General features: G+C 65.7%; 21 protein-coding genes. 12 read left to right on the forward strand and 9 right to left on the reverse strand.

The genetic code is table 11. The annotated features are described in order from the left end of the window. The first annotated feature begins 44 nt into the window (after positions 1-44). From nrdR to BO1_RS26610, 6 genes are all read left to right on the forward strand, one after another. Positions 45-527: a transcriptional regulator NrdR gene (gene nrdR / locus BO1_RS26585; RefSeq protein ID WP_028220157.1), complete on the forward strand. Its 483-nt coding sequence runs from the start codon at positions 45-47 to the stop codon at positions 525-527. A gap of 210 nt (positions 528-737) precedes the next feature. Next, on the forward strand, positions 738-1,274 hold the full coding sequence (locus BO1_RS26590) for a GspH/FimT family pseudopilin (protein ID WP_028220158.1): 537 nt from the start codon (positions 738-740) through the stop codon (positions 1,272-1,274). After that, positions 1,271-1,720 (forward strand): hypothetical protein, encoded by a 450-nt coding sequence (locus tag BO1_RS26595; protein WP_043286591.1) that lies wholly within the window; start codon positions 1,271-1,273, stop codon positions 1,718-1,720. Before BO1_RS26590 ends, BO1_RS26595 begins: the two co-directional genes overlap by 4 nt. Before the next feature lie 11 nt (positions 1,721-1,731). After that, entirely contained in the window at positions 1,732-2,520 is a 789-nt protein-coding gene (locus BO1_RS26600) for a PilW family protein (protein ID WP_028220160.1), read from the forward strand. Further along, positions 2,517-3,041, forward strand: coding sequence for a pilus assembly PilX family protein (locus tag BO1_RS26605; RefSeq protein WP_028220161.1), 525 nt, complete (start codon positions 2,517-2,519; stop codon positions 3,039-3,041). Before BO1_RS26600 ends, BO1_RS26605 begins: the two co-directional genes overlap by 4 nt. 20 nt (positions 3,042-3,061) lie before the next feature. Further along, positions 3,062-3,505 carry a type IV pilin protein gene (locus BO1_RS26610; protein WP_028220162.1) on the forward strand — a complete coding sequence of 148 codons (444 nt, stop codon included), beginning with the start codon at positions 3,062-3,064 and terminating at the stop codon, positions 3,503-3,505. Positions 3,506-3,536: 31 nt separating this feature from the next. On the opposite strand, the gene BO1_RS26615 is transcribed toward BO1_RS26610, so the two are convergent. From BO1_RS26615 to BO1_RS26625, 3 genes are all read right to left on the reverse strand, one after another. Then, positions 3,537-4,013, reverse strand: coding sequence for a DUF3318 domain-containing protein (locus BO1_RS26615; protein WP_028220163.1), 477 nt, complete (start codon positions 4,011-4,013; stop codon positions 3,537-3,539). Between the two features lie 48 nt (positions 4,014-4,061). Then, positions 4,062-4,448, reverse strand: coding sequence for a phage holin family protein (locus tag BO1_RS26620; protein ID WP_028220164.1), 387 nt, complete (start codon positions 4,446-4,448; stop codon positions 4,062-4,064). Positions 4,449-4,707: 259 nt separating this feature from the next. Then, positions 4,708-5,010 carry a DUF883 family protein gene (locus BO1_RS26625; RefSeq protein ID WP_028220165.1) on the reverse strand — a complete coding sequence of 101 codons (303 nt, stop codon included), beginning with the start codon at positions 5,008-5,010 and terminating at the stop codon, positions 4,708-4,710. 378 nt (positions 5,011-5,388) lie between these two features. On the opposite strand from BO1_RS26625, the gene BO1_RS26630 reads away from it, so the two are divergent. After that, a complete protein-coding gene (locus BO1_RS26630; RefSeq protein WP_028220166.1) occupies positions 5,389-6,027 on the forward strand; it encodes a peroxiredoxin in 639 nt (212 codons plus the stop codon). Between the two features lie 128 nt (positions 6,028-6,155). Here the strand turns inward: BO1_RS26630 and BO1_RS26635 are convergent, their stop codons facing one another. Continuing rightward, positions 6,156-7,346, reverse strand: coding sequence for an acyl-CoA dehydrogenase (locus BO1_RS26635; RefSeq protein ID WP_028220167.1), 1,191 nt, complete (start codon positions 7,344-7,346; stop codon positions 6,156-6,158). Positions 7,347-7,556: 210 nt separating this feature from the next. Between BO1_RS26635 and BO1_RS26640 the strand changes: the two genes are divergently transcribed. Beyond that, positions 7,557-8,372: an IclR family transcriptional regulator gene (locus BO1_RS26640; RefSeq protein WP_043286594.1), complete on the forward strand. Its 816-nt coding sequence runs from the start codon at positions 7,557-7,559 to the stop codon at positions 8,370-8,372. Between the two features lie 69 nt (positions 8,373-8,441). Here BO1_RS26640 and argF read toward each other — a convergent pair whose 3' ends face one another. Then, the gene (gene argF, locus BO1_RS26645; protein ID WP_028220169.1) at positions 8,442-9,371 is read right to left on the reverse strand and encodes an ornithine carbamoyltransferase; all 930 of its coding nucleotides are present in this window, start codon (positions 9,369-9,371) and stop codon (positions 8,442-8,444) included. A 535-nt stretch (positions 9,372-9,906) separates the two neighbouring features. On the opposite strand from argF, the gene BO1_RS26650 reads away from it, so the two are divergent. After that, on the forward strand, positions 9,907-10,254 hold the full coding sequence (locus tag BO1_RS26650; protein WP_028220170.1) for a DUF3579 domain-containing protein: 348 nt from the start codon (positions 9,907-9,909) through the stop codon (positions 10,252-10,254). A 246-nt stretch (positions 10,255-10,500) separates the two neighbouring features. Here the strand turns inward: BO1_RS26650 and rpsT are convergent, their stop codons facing one another. Then, positions 10,501-10,773 (reverse strand): 30S ribosomal protein S20, encoded by a 273-nt coding sequence (gene rpsT, locus BO1_RS26655; protein WP_028220171.1) that lies wholly within the window; start codon positions 10,771-10,773, stop codon positions 10,501-10,503. Positions 10,774-10,934: 161 nt separating this feature from the next. Here rpsT and BO1_RS59435 point away from each other — a divergent pair, with 161 nt between their 5' ends. The 3 genes from BO1_RS59435 to BO1_RS26665 are packed head-to-tail and all read left to right on the forward strand — an operon-like array spanning position 10,935 to position 13,557. After that, positions 10,935-11,165 (forward strand): hypothetical protein, encoded by a 231-nt coding sequence (locus BO1_RS59435; protein ID WP_156992411.1) that lies wholly within the window; start codon positions 10,935-10,937, stop codon positions 11,163-11,165. Further along, positions 11,162-12,712 (forward strand): murein biosynthesis integral membrane protein MurJ, encoded by a 1,551-nt coding sequence (gene murJ / locus BO1_RS26660; RefSeq protein ID WP_028220172.1) that lies wholly within the window; start codon positions 11,162-11,164, stop codon positions 12,710-12,712. Before BO1_RS59435 ends, murJ begins: the two co-directional genes overlap by 4 nt. Positions 12,713-12,717: 5 nt before the next feature. After that, complete coding sequence (locus tag BO1_RS26665; RefSeq protein ID WP_043286625.1) at positions 12,718-13,557, forward strand: SirB1 family protein; 840 nt, start codon at positions 12,718-12,720, stop codon at positions 13,555-13,557. A gap of 95 nt (positions 13,558-13,652) precedes the next feature. On the opposite strand, the gene BO1_RS26670 is transcribed toward BO1_RS26665, so the two are convergent. The 3 genes from BO1_RS26670 to kdsB all read right to left on the reverse strand — a co-directional run bounded on the left by BO1_RS26670 (position 13,653) and on the right by kdsB (position 16,228). Beyond that, positions 13,653-14,411 (reverse strand): 3-hydroxyacyl-CoA dehydrogenase, encoded by a 759-nt coding sequence (locus BO1_RS26670; protein ID WP_028220174.1) that lies wholly within the window; start codon positions 14,409-14,411, stop codon positions 13,653-13,655. Between the two features lie 167 nt (positions 14,412-14,578). After that, a complete protein-coding gene (gene adk, locus BO1_RS26675) occupies positions 14,579-15,241 on the reverse strand; it encodes an adenylate kinase (protein ID WP_028220175.1) in 663 nt (220 codons plus the stop codon). Positions 15,242-15,424: 183 nt separating this feature from the next. Continuing rightward, positions 15,425-16,228, reverse strand: coding sequence for a 3-deoxy-manno-octulosonate cytidylyltransferase (gene kdsB / locus BO1_RS26680; RefSeq protein WP_028220176.1), 804 nt, complete (start codon positions 16,226-16,228; stop codon positions 15,425-15,427). Positions 16,229-16,230: the final 2 nt, after the last annotated feature.

Here is a 16,230-nt window from a genome sequence, read left to right on the forward strand (position 1 = left end):
CCAAGCGCTTCCCGGTCTATCGCTGAGCCAGGCTGTAATCCATCATGCGCTGCCCCTTCTGCCGGCACGAAGACACGCAAGTGGTTGACTCGCGCGTGTCCGAGGACGGCGCCGCTATCCGGCGCCGCCGCCGCTGCCCGGCCTGCGACAAGCGTTTCACGACGTACGAGCGGGTCGAGCTGGCGATGCCGGCCATCGTCAAGAAGGACGGCAGCCGCACGGAATTCGACCGCCGCAAGATCATGGCGAGCATGCAACTGGCGCTGCGCAAGCGGCCCGTTGCTGCCGACGCGATCGACGCGGCGGTCGCCCGCATCGAGTATCAACTGCTCGGCAGCGGCGAGCGCGAGGTGCGCAGCGAGCGCCTTGGCGAGCTCGTGATGGGCGAATTGCGCGAGCTCGACAAGGTCGCGTTCGTGCGTTTTGCCTCCGTGTACCGGCGCTTCGAGGACGTCTCCGAATTCGAGGACGTAATCGAAGAGTTTCGCCGTGCAAGCGGCGCTGCCACGCCGCCGAAGAAGCGCTGAGTGCCTGCGCGTTTCATCTGAGCGCTTGCGCGTTTGCTCCTTGCGTTCGCGCGTTTTCCTTCCCCGCATTTCCCGTTCTCCCTGCCGTTGCCCGTGACCTTTGCATTGTCGCGGGAGGGCTCCGTGCGCATAAGCTGGCCGTTCGGCTAATTGTTCCGTTTCGCGTTCATCCGTAGAGTGACTGCAATCCCTCGACGATAAGGATTGCAGATGAAATGCGCCGGCTTCACGCTGATCGAAACGATGGTCGTGATCGTACTGCTTGCGCTGTGCGCCACGGCAACCGCGCCCACGTTCGCATCGTGGCGCGCGCGCGACCAGGTCGATGCGCGCACGAACGCGTTGCTCGGCTCGCTCGCTTACGCGCGCAGCGAAGCGATCCGGCGCAAGGTGCGCGTGAGCGTTTGCCGTATCGACGCCACGCGCCATTGCCTTGCGGCTGGCAAGAGCTGTCCGTCCGGGCGGGCGGACTGGTCGTGCGGCTGGGCCGTGATAGCCGAGCGCGCGGGCGTGCTGTCGCTGTTGCGTGCGCAGCCGGCGCTCGATGAGATTGCCGTGGCGTCGGGCTTGACGGCGCTCACGTTCACACCGCCCGCGGGGCAGGCGATCGGCAGTCTGCGCAACTTCGAGATCGCGCCGCGCGCCGCTGCCGCTTCAATGCGGGGGACTGGGTGGCGTCGCTGCATACGCGTTGCCGCGGGTGGGCGCGCGCGCGTGAGCGACGGTGCATGCGGAGCGGCGTCATGAGCGTGCGAAGCAGGCATTTTCGGAGCGGTCCACGCATCGGGCGCGGTGCGGCCTTGCTCGAAGTCGCGCTGGCGATGGCACTGATGGCCATGTGCGGATTGGGTCTGCTCGGTGCGCAGCTCGGCTTGGCGCGCCATGCGGTTGCCTCCGCCGTACGGGCGCGCGCCGTATTTGCCGCCGACGCGATCGCCGAGGCTGCGCTGGAAGCGGGCACGGCGCCGCGCGATCAATGGAAGGCGCGCGCTGCGCTCATCGTGCCCGAGGGGCACGCAACCGTGTCCACTACGGCGGGCGAGGCCTCGCTAGTCGTGCTGACATGGGCCGCACTGCGCGATGAGGCCGCGCCTCGCTCGCTGCCGCCCGCCGACGGATGCGAAGAGGCTCAAGCCGGCGGCGCGGAACCTGCACAAGGGCGAGCCTGCGTTGCGCTCGCGTTCGTCCAGTGAAGCGCGCTGTGCTGCTGCTGCGCTCGCGCGCCAGCGCAGGGCACACGTTGCTCGAATTCACGATTGCCGTGGCGCTCGGTCTCGTCGTGATCGCGGGCGCGCTTGCCGCATATCGCTCGCAGCGTCAGGCGTTCGCAGCTGCGATCGACGCCGCGCGTATCCACGAGGCCGGCGTGAATGCGCTGACGCTCATGGGCGAGCAGATCCAGATGGCCGGCTTCGTGGGCGCCGACGCTCCGGCAGGGCTCGCGGGACCGCCGATCTTTGGCTGCAGCGCCGGGCGCCCCACCGGTGCCAATGCGAGTTGGACCTGCGAGGCGCTTTCGAATCGCTCGGACGGCGTAGCGGTGCGCTATCGGGGCGACGCAGAGTCCACCTGGCTGGCCGCGAATGGCCAGGTCACCGATTGCCTCGGGCAGGCGGTCGGGCCGCCCGCGGCCGAGGTGCTCAATCGTTTTCATGCCAAGGCGAGCAGTTCGACCGGCGAGCCCGAGCTCTACTGCGAAGGCTCCGGCAAAGCCGGTACGGCGCAGCCGCTCGTGGAGGGCGTCGAGCGCATGCGTGTGCGTTATTGGCTGGCGGGCGCCGCGCAGGCCGTGGACGCCGCGGCGCTCTCGCGCGACCAATGGGACTCGGTCGTGGCCGTCGATCTATGCGTGCTCGTGCGTGGCGCGCCGTTTGCCAGGCGCGTGCGCTACGTCGATTGCGACGGCGCGTCGGCCAGCGCTGCGGATGGTCGCGCGCGGCAGGCGTTCTGGCGCCACGTGGCGCTGCGCAATGTGCTGGCGGCACGGTCATGAGTTTCGCGGCGCGGTGTTCGCGTAACCGGCGCGTGAATCAGTACGGCGTCGCATTACCGATCGTTCTGCTGATCGTTTCGATGATGCTCGCCACGGCGGCGGCGTGGTTCGAGGCGGCGCTGTTCGAGGCCCGCAACTCAGGCGCCGCCATCGATCAGCTGCGCTCCTTCCATGCGGCCGACGCGGCGCTCGTGCTCTGTACGCGTGCACTGGCGGACGGCACGGCGATCACGCCGCCGGCGCCGGCCCAGCCGGGCGAGCCGCAGGGCTGGCGCCGTCAGGAGACGTTCGGGGCGCAGGCCACGGCGCCCTTGCGGTCGTGGCCCGGTTCCGTGAGGCCGCCACAGTGCTTCGTCGAAGCATGGCGTATCGAGGCGCGGCCGGCAGTGCGCGCGTTTCTGGTCACGGCGCGCGGATTCGGTTCCACGGACGACGCGCAAAGCTGGCTGCAGATGCAGCTCGTCCTGGAAGGCACGCGCATCGAGCGTCATTGGCGGCGCGTCGTAGCGAGGCCGTTTTGAGCGCGGCAAAAGGAGGGGAGATGCAACGCAGTGGGCGTGGTTTTACCTTGCTCGAACTGGTCGTCGCGCTGGCGGCGATGGCCATCGTCGCGGCTTTCGCGTTGCCGGGATGGCGCAATCAGATCGCGCGCGGGCATCGGATCGATGCCGTCGCGGCGCTCTATCGCGCGGCGCAATTCGTCGATGCGCAAAGTCCGGCGCCGGCTTCGCTCCCTGATGGCATGGATCAGGCGCCGCCGGGGGGAGCGGCGGTTTACCGGCTGAAACTTGTGGCGGCAGACGAAACGAACGGTGGTTATACGATCGTGGCCACGCCCACGGAAACGGGCCCGATGCGTGACGATCCCTGCGGCGCTTTCACGCTCGATGCGAATGGCACGCGCAGCAATCAGGCGCCTGGCCTCAATCATGCGGCCGCGCCCGTGACGGTTCCCAATTCGCGCGAGTGCTGGCGGGACCGATGAGCGGGCAGCGGGGGCCGGCTCGAACCGCGCTTTAGCCGGTGATGTCGTCTTCTTCGGACGCGTAGCGCCGCGCGCCGCCGTTTGGCGCGCCGCGCTGGCGGCGCACCTGCTGCCAGATGCGCCAGGCCTCCCACGCCGTGAGCGCCAGACCGCCCCATTTCACGACCGGGCGGGCAGCCGAAGCGACGCTCTCGCGCAGCGGCTTGGCCAGCACGAGCGAGGCGATGGAGCTCAAGAGGGGATATTGCTTGAGCAGATTGCCGAGACCGGCGCCCACGCGGCCCACGCTTGCGCCTGTGCCGCCGAAACCCGGCACGAGAAAGCGCAGCCAGCTGAAGTGTGTGACGGCCTCGCGAAGCTCGACAACCGAGGCCGCCATCTCGGCGCGCTCGACGCTCGCGCGCACGATCAGCAGTTCCTTGCGCAAGGCGCGCAATTGCGGCGTCGACAGGTCGCGGGTACGCGTGCGTTCAGGGCGAAAGGCGTTGTCCGGTCGGGGTTGGCTCATGGATTCGGTTCGGGCTTGGATGCGCGGCAGGCGGTTGGCAAACGTGGACTAGGGCTTGCGAAGGATTTCACGATCCTTCTCGAATTCTTCGAGCGTCGCCTGGAAGACGAGCGGCGCATTGCGCAGGCCACTGCGCGCCTTCAGGCCGCAGATGAGCGCGCCGAGCGCATAGAAGATCGTGATCCCGGCGAGCGCTTGCCAGCGCCAGGTGTCCCAGAAAGCGATCGCGACGAGTGCGGTCAGCGCGATCAGCGCCATGGCCCCAAGCAGCATCGACGCGAGTCCGAGGAACAGCACGCCGAGCAGGCGTTCCTTCTCCTCCGCCAGTTCGATGCCGATCAGCTCGAGCCGCGTGTGAAGCATCGCGAATGCGGAGCCGAGGAGACGGCGCACCGGTCCGTGTTCTTGTCGCTGCGAGTGGGTGTCTGTCGTCATGGCGAATGCGGTTGGCGAGCGCGTGTGCGCGCGAGGCGAATGCGCGAGGGAAGCGCCCGGAAAAGACAGGCCGGTGCAGTGCACCGGCCTGCAGGCTTGTGGTTCGGCCGCGTAACGCTCACGTAACGGTCACGGTGACCTTGTGGCGCCGGGCTGCTGTGCCCAGCATCGCCGTGAACGCTGTGCGCATCGTCAGCCGCCTTGCGTGGGCCGCCCACCACGTGTGGTGGCGAGCGCTCCGCGGCTGCACACCGCGTTTTTACTTGCGGTTGATCAACAAGCCCACGAGAACGCCCACGCCGGCGGCAATGCCGATCGACGTCCACGGATGCTCGTGCACGTAGTCGTCGGTGGCGCGCGCCGCCTTTTTGCCTTTCTCGACCACGACGACCTGAACGTCGGCCGCCTTTTCCTTGGCTTGCTTCAGGCGCGTGAGGGCCGTTTCGCGAAGCTCCGAAGCGCGCTCGCCCGTGGCGCTCGCTGCTTGCTTGAGCAGGTCCTCCGCATCCGCGAGGACGGTTTTGATATCCGACATCAGCCTCTCCTTGTTGACCTCTGACATTGACTAGCTCCCATCGTGTCACATCACGCGTGAATCGTAACAAAGATACGAGCGCTGGCAAGCTTGGCTGGCCGCCACCGGGCAAGAATTCCGCATGATTCGTTCCTGCGGGCTCGCCTGGCGGCTATTCAGCGGATCGCTCGGCGCTGCCTTGCGCATGCTGTGAGCGCACTGGCATTCACAGTAAAACAAATGGAGTTGATCTGGTACCCAAAGTTTCCGCGATCGTGGCCAAAATTACTAAAACTCATAACGGTCTGACCCGATGTTCGTTCTCGGGGCATGAGCAGACCCTGTATGCTTGAATGTAGTAAATGTCCACTGGATCAACGGGCCGCGTGCAATGGTTGGTCCACCACGTTCAAAGGAAACCGCACCATGAGTCTGCGTCTTGGCGATATCGCACCCGACTTCGAGCAGGATTCGAGCGTTGGCCGCATCCAATTTCATGACTGGCTCGGCGATAGCTGGGGCGTGCTGTTCTCGCACCCGGCCGACTTCACGCCGGTCTGCACGACCGAACTCGGCCTGACCGCGAAGCTGAAGGACGAATTCGCGCAGCGCAATGTCAAGACGATCGCGCTCTCGGTGGATAGCGCCGAGTCGCACAACGAGTGGATCAAGGACATCAACGAGACCCAGGCGGCGAGCGTCGGCTTCCCGATTCTTGCCGATGGCGACCGCAAGGTCTCCACGCTGTACGACATGATCCACCCGAACGCGAACGAGACGTTCACGGTGCGCTCGCTCTTCGTGATCGATCCGAACAAGAAGGTGCGCCTCATCATCACGTATCCGGCGAGCACGGGCCGCAATTTCGACGAAGTGCTGCGCGTGATCGATTCGCTGCAACTCACCGACCACTACCAGGTCGCCACGCCGGGCAACTGGAAGCAGGGCGACGATGTCGTGATCGTGCCGTCGCTGAAGGACGAAGAGGTTCTCAAGCAGAAGTTTCCGAAGGGGTACAAGGCAGTGCGTCCATATCTGCGCCTGACGCCGCAGCCGAACAAGTAAGGCAAGCCGCCCGGCCACGCTGCGCATCGCGCGCGGCGCGGAGCGCGGGGGCAAGAAAGCAAAAAGCGCCGCACGAGTCGACTCGTGCGGCGCTTTTTTTCATACGCCAACGGCTGCGAGGAGCGCGTTTAGAAGAACGCCTGGATACCCGTTTGCGCGCGGCCGAGGATCAGCGCGTGGATGTCGTGCGTGCCTTCGTAGGTGTTCACCACTTCGAGGTTCACGAGGTGGCGCGCCACGCCGAACTCGTCGGAGATGCCGTTGCCGCCCAGCATGTCGCGCGCGAGGCGTGCGATGTCGAGCGACTTGCCGCACGAGTTGCGCTTCATGATCGAGGTGATTTCGACCGCCGCCGTGCCTTCGTCCTTCATGCGGCCGAGGCGCAGGCAGCCTTGCAGGCCGAGCGTGATTTCGGTCTGCATGTCGGCGAGCTTCTTCTGGATCAGCTGGTTCGCGGCCAGCGGGCGGCCGAACTGCTTGCGGTCGAGCACGTATTGGCGCGCCGTGTGCCAGCACGCCTCGGCGGCGCCCAGCGCACCCCAGGCGATCCCGTAGCGCGCCGAATTCAGGCACGTGAACGGACCACGCAGGCCCTTCACGTCCGGCATGATGTTCTCTTCGGGCACGAACACTTCGTCGAGCACGATCTCGCCGGTGATCGACGCGCGCAGGCCCACCTTGCCGTGGATCGCCGGTGCGGAAAGACCCTTCCAGCCCTTCTCCAGAATGAAGCCGCGGATGTCGTCCTTGCCGTCTTCCTCGAGCTTCGCCCAGACGACGAATACGTCGGCGATCGGCGAGTTGGTGATCCACATCTTGGCGCCCGAGAGCGAGTAGCCGCCGTTCACCTTCTTCGCGCGCGTGACCATGCTGCCCGGGTCGGAGCCGTGGTTCGGCTCGGTCAGGCCGAAGCAGCCGATCCATTCGCCGCTCGCGAGCTTCGGCAGGTACTTCTGCTTTTGCGCCTCCGAGCCGAATTCGTAGATCGGCACCATCACGAGCGACGACTGCACCGACATCATCGAGCGATAGCCCGAGTCGACGCGCTCCACTTCGCGCGCGATCAGGCCGTAGGCCACGTAGTTCAGGCCGGGGCCGCCGTATTGCTCGGGGATCGTCGGGCCGAGCAGGCCGACTTCGCCCATTTCGCGAAAGATCGAGGCGTCGGTCTTCTCGTGACGGAACGCTTCGAGCACGCGCGGCGCGAGCTTGTCCTGTGAATAGGCAGCGGCGGCGTCGCGCACCATGCGCTCGTCTTCAGTGAGCTGCTGGTCGAGCAACAGCGGATCTTCCCAATGGAACTGGGCATGTGCGGCCATGGTGTCTCTCCTGTCGAACGCAGTTAGCGCTTGAGCTGTCGGCCGGCGTTAGTGCTTCAGCACTTACTCCGGCCCCATGCAGAGCACTTACTGCGATCCCATGCAAGTTGGTTGCGGAATCTCTCGAAATGGGCAATTTGCGCTTGACTGAGGTTCCGCTATGCGGAACAATGTTTTGCAAATTGATCCTAGTGTATCACCAGCCCGCTCATGTCTGCACCTGAAATGAATGCATCTTCATCGTTTTCCTCCGCGCTGGCAGAGGGCCCGATCGACGAGCGCAAGTTCGTCGTGGCGCTCGCGCGCGGGCTCGAGCTGCTGCGCGCCTTCCGGCCCGGCGAGACGCTGCTCGGCAACCGTGATTTCGTCGAGCGCACCGGCTTGCCGAAGGCGACCGTCAACCGGCTCGCGTACACGCTCACCATGCTCGGCTATCTGCGCTTTGACGAATCGCTCGGCAAATATGCGCTCGACGCCGGCGTGCTCTCGCTGGGCTTCGCCTTGCTCGCGGGCACGGACACGCTCGAGCTCGCGCGCCCGCACATGCGCGTGTTCGCACGCGAGGTGGGGGCGGCGGTGTCGTTGGGATGTCGCGATGGTCTCGACGTCGTGTACCTCGAGACCATCCGCAGCGAGACGGCGCTCACGCTGGGGCTTGCCTCGGGCTCGCACCTCTCGATGCTGACGAGTTCGATGGGGCGCGCGTACCTCGCGGTGCAGCCGCTCGACGTCCGCACGGCGCTCTTTGCGGAGCTGGAAAAGGCGGCAGGCGCCGACGGCCCCGCCCAGGTTGCGGCGGCCAAGCGCGAGATCGAGATCTTTGCGAAGGAGGGCGTCTGCTATTCGTTTCGCGATTGGCACGAAGACGTCAACGCCGTGGCGGTGCCGTTTCGCGAGCCGCGCGAGCGCCGCTGGCTTGTGCTCAGCTGCAGCGGGCCGGCTTCGTCGATGGGGCCGGACGTGTTTCGCGAACGCGTGGCGCCGCTCTTGAAGTCGCTGGCGCGCAGGCTCGGCGAGACGGTGTGATCCGCGTCGCAGCAGGCGAAAAAAAGCCGACCATAGGGTCGGCTTTTTGCATGAAGCGGTGCGTCCGGCTTAGTGGTTCAGGCGGCCGAGCAGCAGGAACTCCATGAGCGCCTTCTGGACGTGCAGACGGTTTTCCGCCTCGTCCCAGACCACGCTTTGCGGACCGTCGATGACCTCGGCGCTCACTTCCTCGCCGCGGTGCGCGGGCAGGCAGTGCATGAAGAGGGCGTCGGGGTTGGCGCGCGCCATCATTTCGGCGTCCACGCACCAGTCGGCGAAGGCCTTCATGCGCACCTCGTTTTCCGCCTCGAAGCCCATGCTGGTCCAGACGTCCGTGGTCACGAGGTCGGCGCCTGCGCAGGCTTCGTTCGGGTCGTCGAACACCGCGTAGAACGGCGCGCTTTCCGGTGCGACGAGTGCGGGGTCGAGCGGGTAGCCCGGCGGCGTGGAGATGCGCAGCTTGAAGTCGAGGATCTGTGCAGCTTCGATCCACGTGTAGAGCATGTTGTTGGCGTCGCCCACCCACGCCACGGTCTTGCCGCGGATCGGGCCGCGATGCTCGTAGTACGTGAAGATGTCGGCCAGCACCTGGCAGGGGTGATATTCGTTCGTGAGACCGTTGATGACCGGCACGCGCGAGCTTTCGGCAAAGCGCTGGAGAATGTCCTGGCCGAACGTGCGGATCATGATGATGTCGACCATGCGCGAGATGACCTGGGCCGAATCCTCGATGGGCTCGCCGCGGCCGAGCTGCGTGTCGCGCGTGTTCATGAACACGGCGTGGCCGCCCAGCTGGAAGATGCCTGCCTCGAACGAGAGGCGCGTGCGCGTGGAGCTCTTCTCGAAGATCATCGCCAGCGTGCGATCGTGCAGCGGATGATAGGTCTCGTAGTTCTTGAACTTGCGCTTCAGGATGCGCGCGCGCTCCAGCACATATTCATAATCGTCAAGGGAGAAATCCTTGAACTGCAGGTAATGGCGTATGGTCCGGGAGGTCATGAAACGAAAACGGCGCCCGATCCGGCCTCGAACTGCAGGATTGAGCCGGCGACGCCGCTGCGGTTGGTGGTAAGTCAATGCAGCATAAAGGATTTTGCGCACTTTGACGAGTCGGCCCGGAGGGATGGCCAGGGCAGGGTCAGCTTTCTCGCCGGGTGTCGCGCGAGCAGGCGAGGGCGGGTGCAGACCACCGTCAAGTGTCTTATGTGCGGTGCGTCAAAAGAGCTGCTGCGCTATAATCTCAAAGATTTTTCACGCACGACGGCGGGCTCGACGCGCAAGGCGCGGGGCTCGCGGGAGTGGTCTGTGCGCTGGCCGGCAAATGCGTCGCACGTTCGATGTGGCGTCGCACCGGTCGAGGTGCGCGAACGGCCTCTCCCCTCTCCATTGGACTGTATTTGCGCGCGGCCATCGGGCGAACTGCCCGCGGCTGGAGCTCCGCGGCACAAGCGCGGGCGACGCGCTCGTGCTCTAGTTTCAGCTGCATAAGCGCACCGCGGCAGCGCGGCGCCGCGCAGTCATACAGGTACCCTACATGGCCGACGAAGCTCCAACCGAATACTTCATTCAAGGCATCACCAGTACCGGGAAGAAGTTTCGCCCGAGCGACTGGTCGGAGCGCCTGGCGGGGGTGATGTCGAGCTTCGGCCCGAAGGCGTCGGCCAATGCGCGCGGGCCGAACGCCTATCTGCGCTATTCGCTCTACGTACGGCCGACGATGATCGGCGACCTCAAGGTCGTGGTGCTGGATTCGCGCCTGAAGGACGTGGAGCCGATGGCCTTCAACTTCGTGATGAGCTTCGCGAAGGACAACGATCTCGTGGTGACCGAGGCGTGCGAGCTGCCGCTCGATCACGCGACGCAGCAGGGTGGCGGCCGCTGAGCCGAAAGACATCGAGCGCGCCGCAAGGTGCGCGAAGAAGAGCGGGGTGGTGCGCCACTTCGTCTGAACGACCCGCTGCGGCGGGTTTTTTTGCGTCCGCGCGTGGCATGGTGGAAATCGCGCAGGAAGAGGGGGTAGCGCTGTGGCTGACCCGTGGCCACAAAAGGCCACAAAAAAACCCGCCGAAGCGGGTTCTTTGTTGCAGCAGAATCAGGAGGCGCCCGCCGTGGCGGACGGCCCGAAACTTTACTGCGCAGCTTGCATTGCCTTGACGGCAGCAGCCAGACGGCTCTTATGACGAGCAGCCTTGTTCTTGTGAACAATCTTCTTGTCGGAGATGATGTCGAGCGTCTTTGCCGAGGCCTTCAGAATTTCTGCGGCCGCTGCCTTGTCGCCGGCGTCGATTGCCTTGCGGACAGCCTTGATAGCGGTGCGGAACTTCGAGCGCAGCGCCGAGTTGTGCGAGTTTGCCTTGGCGGCCTGACGGGCGCGCTTGCGTGCTTGTGCGGAATTTGCCATGTTGGTTCCTTATGTTTCGAGAGCGCCAGCCGCCGACGTTCGGTCAAGCGGGACAACGCTCTTTGCCTGGATTTGAACTTGCGGGAACGATTGCCCGTAAGCGCAAAACGGTATTCGCCGGGCTTGCCGGCCGCGCCTTTTGTGCCGAAGCGCAAGGGCCCATGAAATTCACGGCCGCCTTTTGCTCCCTTTCCAAGACGCGTTTCCGAGTACTTGCGAAACTCGAAACCGCGAATTATAGCAACAAAATCATGGACGTGGCAATCGCCTGGCACCCGGCGAGCGAGGGCGCCCCAAAGCCCGCACTGGGCTGCCGCGCCGCCGCAGTGACGGCCTTGGCGCCGCGCATCGGCGAAGGACCGGGCGGCACCCGTATAATAAGCGCCCCATGAATCTATTCCGAGCCCTGCTGACGGTCAGCGGCTTCACGCTGCTGTCGCGCGTGACCGGACTGGCCCGAGAAACGCTGATTGCCCGCGCATTCGGCGCGAGCCAGTACACCGACGCCTTCTACGTCGCGTTCCGCATCCCCAACCTGCTGCGCCGGATCTCGGCGGAGGGCGCGTTCTCGCAAGCCTTCGTCCCGATCCTCGCGGAGTTCAAGAACCAGAAGGGGCACGATGCCACGCGCGATCTCGTCGACGCCACCTCGACGGTGCTCGCGTGGGCGCTCGCCATCCTCTCGGTGCTCGGCATCGTGGGCGCGACCTTCGTCGTGACCGTGGTCGCCTCGGGCCTGAAGAACGATGGCCAGGCGTACCAGCTCGCCGTCACGATGACGCGCATCATGTTCCCGTACATCGTGTTCATCTCGCTCACGTCGCTCGCGTCCGGGGTGCTCAACACGTACAAGCAGTTCTCGCTGCCCGCGTTCGCGCCGGTGCTGCTCAACGTGGCGTTCATCACCGCGGCCGTGGCGTTCGCGCCGCACATGAAGCAGCCGGTCTTTGCGCTCGCGTGGGCCGTGATCGTCGGTGGCGTGCTGCAGTTCCTCGTGCAGCTGCCGGGCTTGAAGAAGATCGACATGATGCCGCGCATCGGCCTCAATCCGGTCAAGGCGCTCGCGCATCGCGGCGTCAAGCGCGTGCTCGCGAAAATGGTGCCGGCCATGTTCGCGGTGTCGGTGGCGCAGATCAGCCTCATCATCAATACGAATATCGCTTCGCGTCTGGGCCCGGGCGCGGTCTCGTGGATCAATTACGCCGACCGTCTGATGGAGTTCCCCACGGCGCTGCTGGGCGTGGCGCTCGGCACGATCCTGTTGCCGAGTCTCTCTAAAGCGCACGTCGACGCCGATCCGCACGAATATTCGGCGCTGCTCGACTGGGGCCTGCGCGTGACCTTCCTGCTCGCGGCGCCCTCGGCCGTCGCGCTGTTCTTCTTCGCCGAGCCGCTCACGGCCACGCTGTTTCACTACGGCAAGTTCGACGCGAATTCCGTCGTCATGACGGGCCGCGCGCTGACCGCCTATGGTGTCGGGCTGATCGGGCTCATTCTCATCAAGATCCTGGCGCCTGGCTTCTACGCGCGCCAGGACATCAAGACGCCCGTGAAGATCGGCGTGGGCGTGCTCGTCGCCACGCAGCTCAGCAACTACATCTTCGTGCCGATCTTTGCGCACGCGGGCCTCACGCTCTCCGTCGGGCTCGGCGCTTGCATGAACGCGTTGCTGCTCTTCATCGGCCTGCGTCGTCGTGGCATCTACATGCCGTCTTCAGGCTGGGCCACTTTCTTCGTGCAATTGCTCGGCGCATGCCTCGTGCTCTCAGGCGCGATGCACTGGTGTGCGATCAGCTACGACTGGATCGGCCTGCATCGCGAGCCGCTCGCGCGCATCGCGTTGCTCGCGGCCTGTCTCGTGCTGTTCGCGACGCTATATTTCGGTATGCTTTGGCTCATGGGCTTCAAATACGCATACTTCAAGAGGCGCGCGAAGTGATCACGATGAACACGCGGGTGCTGGACTATTTCAGCACGCTGGTGGCCGACGACGAGAGCCTGCCGCTCACGGAAGCGGCGCTGGCGATCGCGCAGGATGCCTACCCGGACCTCGACCTGCAAGGCACGCTCGCCGAAATCGACGAGCTCGCGCTGCGCGCGAAAAAGCGCATGCCCGAGGGCGCCGACTTGCGCCAGCAGGTCTCGTTTCTGAATCGTGTGTTCTTTCGCGAGATGGGTTTCGCGGCCAATCTCAACGACTTCTTCGATCCCGACAACAGCCATCTGAACGTCGTGCTCAGGCGCCGGCGCGGCATCCCCATTTCGCTCGCGGTGATCTATCTCGAGATCGCGGGCCAACTCGGGCTGCCGGTGCAGGGCGTGTCGTTTCCGGGACATTTCCTGCTGCGCGTCTCGCTGCCCGACGGCGACGCCATGCTCGATCCCACCACGGGCCGCGCGCTCTCCGAGTCCGACATGGTCGAGATGCTCGAGCCCTACGTGGCGAACGCGGGCGACTCCGTCGCGCGCGCGCTGCGCATGCTGCTCGAGCCGGCCACGCGGCGCGAGATCGTCGCGCGCATGCTGCGCAACCTGAAGTCGGTGTACCTGCAGACCGAGCGCTGGGAGCGCCTGCTCGGCATCCAGCAGCGGCTTGTGATCCTGCTGCCGGAAAGCATCGAGGAGGTGCGCGATCGCGGTTTCGCCTATGCGCGCCTCGATTACCTGCGGCCCGCGCTGGAGGACCTCGAGCACTATCTCGACGAGCGCCCCGACGCCGAGGACGCGATGGTCGTCGAGTCGCAATTGCAGGAACTGCGCCAGCGTACGCTCGACAATGATTGACCGGCGGCGCAAGCGTGCGCTTTCCGCAGACGAAAAAAAGCCCGCGAAGATTGAATTCGCGGGCTTTTTTACGCCATGCGTGAGCGCGTGGCGTCTTACTTCGGCTGCATGCGGATCGCGCCGTCCAGACGGATGACCTCGCCGTTGAGCATCGGGTTCTCGACGATCTGCTTGACGAGCATCGCGTACTCGTCGGGCTTGCCCAGGCGCGGCGGGAACGGCACCATCGCGCCGAGCGCATCCTGCACTTCCTTGGGCATGCCGAGCAGCATCGGCGTTTCGAAGAGGCCTGGGGCGATCGTCATCACGCGGATGCCGTTCCTCGAGAGATCGCGCGCAATCGGCAGCGTCATCGCCACGACGCCGCCCTTGGAGGCCGCATAGGCCGCCTGGCCGATCTGACCGTCGTACGCAGCCACCGATGCGGTGTTGACGATCACGCCACGCTCGCCGCCTTCGTTGGGCGCGGTCTGCGCGATTGCGGCGGCCGCGAGGCGGATCATGTTGAAGGTGCCGATCAGATTGACCGAGATGGTCTTGCTGAACGCGTCGAGCGGGTGCGGGCCGTCCTTGCCGACGGTCTTGATGGCCGGTGCGATGCCCGCGCAGTTGACGAGGCCGCGCAGCGTGCCGAGCGCGGTGGCGGCGGCCACGGCGCGCGCGCCGTCTTCCTCGCTCGCGACGTTGCACTTCACGAAGGTGCCGCCGAGTTCTTTGGCGAGGGCGTTGCCCGCTTCCTCGTTGAGGTCGGCGAGCACGACCTTGCCACCTTCGGCCGCGATGAGGCGTGCGCTGGCCGCGCCGAGGCCCGATGCGCCGCCGGTGATCAGGAATACGTTGTCGCGGATTTGCATCTGTCTTCCTCCTTGCTGCTCGATGAGTATTTTTTCTGCGGCGTGGCCCTGTGACGGACCCGCTCGCGACTCATCGGCAAAGAGGAGCAGAACGAGGGCAGGACCGGCCGGACGGGGAGGCCGGCGCTAGCACCGGACCTTGCCCGGCGCGGCCGGCAAGAGAGGTTTTACTTGAGTGCGTCGAATGCGCGGTTGCGGATTTCTTCGACGCTGCCGAGACCGGCGATGGCGCGGTACTGCGGCGCCTTCATGCCGTTTTCCTCGCCGCGTTTGGCCCAGTCGCTGTAGTAGGCGATGAGCGGCTTGGTCTGCGCGACGTACACGTCCAGACGCTTGCGCACGGTCTCTTCCTTGTCGTCGTCGCGCTGGACGAGCGGCTCGCCCGTCACGTCGTCGACCATGTCCTGCTTGGGCGGGTTGAACTTCACATGGTAGGTGCGGCCCGATGCCGGGTGCACGCGGCGCCCGCTCATGCGCACGATGATCTCGTCGAACGGCACGTCGATCTCGAGCACGTAGTCGATGGCCACGCCGGCCTGCTTCATCGCTTCGGCTTGCGGCAGGGTGCGCGGGAAGCCGTCGAACAGATAGCCGTTCTCGCAGTCGCAGTCCTGCAGGCGTTCCTTCACGAGGTTGATGATGAGCGCGTCGGGCACGAGCTCGCCCGCGTCCATGTAGCGCTTGGCCTCGACGCCGAGCGGCGTGCCGGCCTTGACGGCCGCGCGCAGCATGTCGCCCGTCGAGATTTGCGGAATGCCGAACTTCTCCTTGATGAAGTTTGCCTGGGTTCCTTTGCCCGCGCCGGGGGCACCCAACAGGATCAAACGCATTTCTACTTTCTCCGATCTGTGTGAATTCTTGCGGCGCGGCGGCTGCCCTCGGGGGCGGCATCGGCGGCGTCGTGCGTCTCCTCACCAGCAGGCCAAATGGGGGGGAACCCCCCACGCACAAAGGCTTCTACGGCTCGCGCAAACAACCGATTATGCCATGGGATTTTCGGCCCACGGCCGCTATTAAGACCGGAATAACGCCTGCACGCGGGCGAGGTCGGCGGGCGTGTCGACGCCGGGCGCCGGTGCTTCGGCCGTGACGAGCACCGCGATGCGCTCGCCGTGCCACATCGCGCGCAGCTGTTCGAGCGCCTCGACCTGCTCGATCGGCGAGTGCGTGAGCGAGGGGTAGCTGCGCAGGAATTTCGCCCGATACGCATACAGGCCGATATGCCGGTAAACGGTCGCCGGAGCCGGCGGGGCGGGCATGGCGGCCAGATCGAGGCGCGCGGGCGACCAGTGCGGCTGCCAGGCGTCGCGGGCCCAGGGAATGGGGGCGCGAGAGAAGTAGAGCGCCACGCCGCGCGCGTCCAGCACGACCTTCACGACGTTCGGATTCAGGATCTCGTCGGGGGCGGTGATGGGGTGCGCCGCGGTGGCGATCGCGCACTCCGGATGCGCGGCGAGGTGCGACGCCACGTCGCACACCAATGCGGGGTCGATCAGCGGTTCATCACCCTGAACATTGACCACGATCAACTCATCGTTCCAGCCAAAGTGCTCTGCGACTTCGGCGAGGCGGTCGGTGCCCGAGGGATGATCGGCGCGCGTCATGACCGCTTCGAAGCCGTGCTCGCGCGCGGCGTCCAGCACGCTCTGGGCGTCCGAGGCGATCAGCACCTGCTGGGCGCCCGAGGCGCGGGCGCGCTCGGCCACGCGCACGACCATCGGCTTGCCGCCGATGTCGGCGAGCGGCTTGTTGGGCAGCCGGGTGGACGCGAGACGCGCCGGCACGACGGCGATGAAAGGCTGCGCGGGCGCGGTCATGC

Source organism: Paraburkholderia oxyphila NBRC 105797, from assembly GCF_000685075.1.
Classification (GTDB): domain Bacteria; phylum Pseudomonadota; class Gammaproteobacteria; order Burkholderiales; family Burkholderiaceae; genus Paraburkholderia; species Paraburkholderia oxyphila.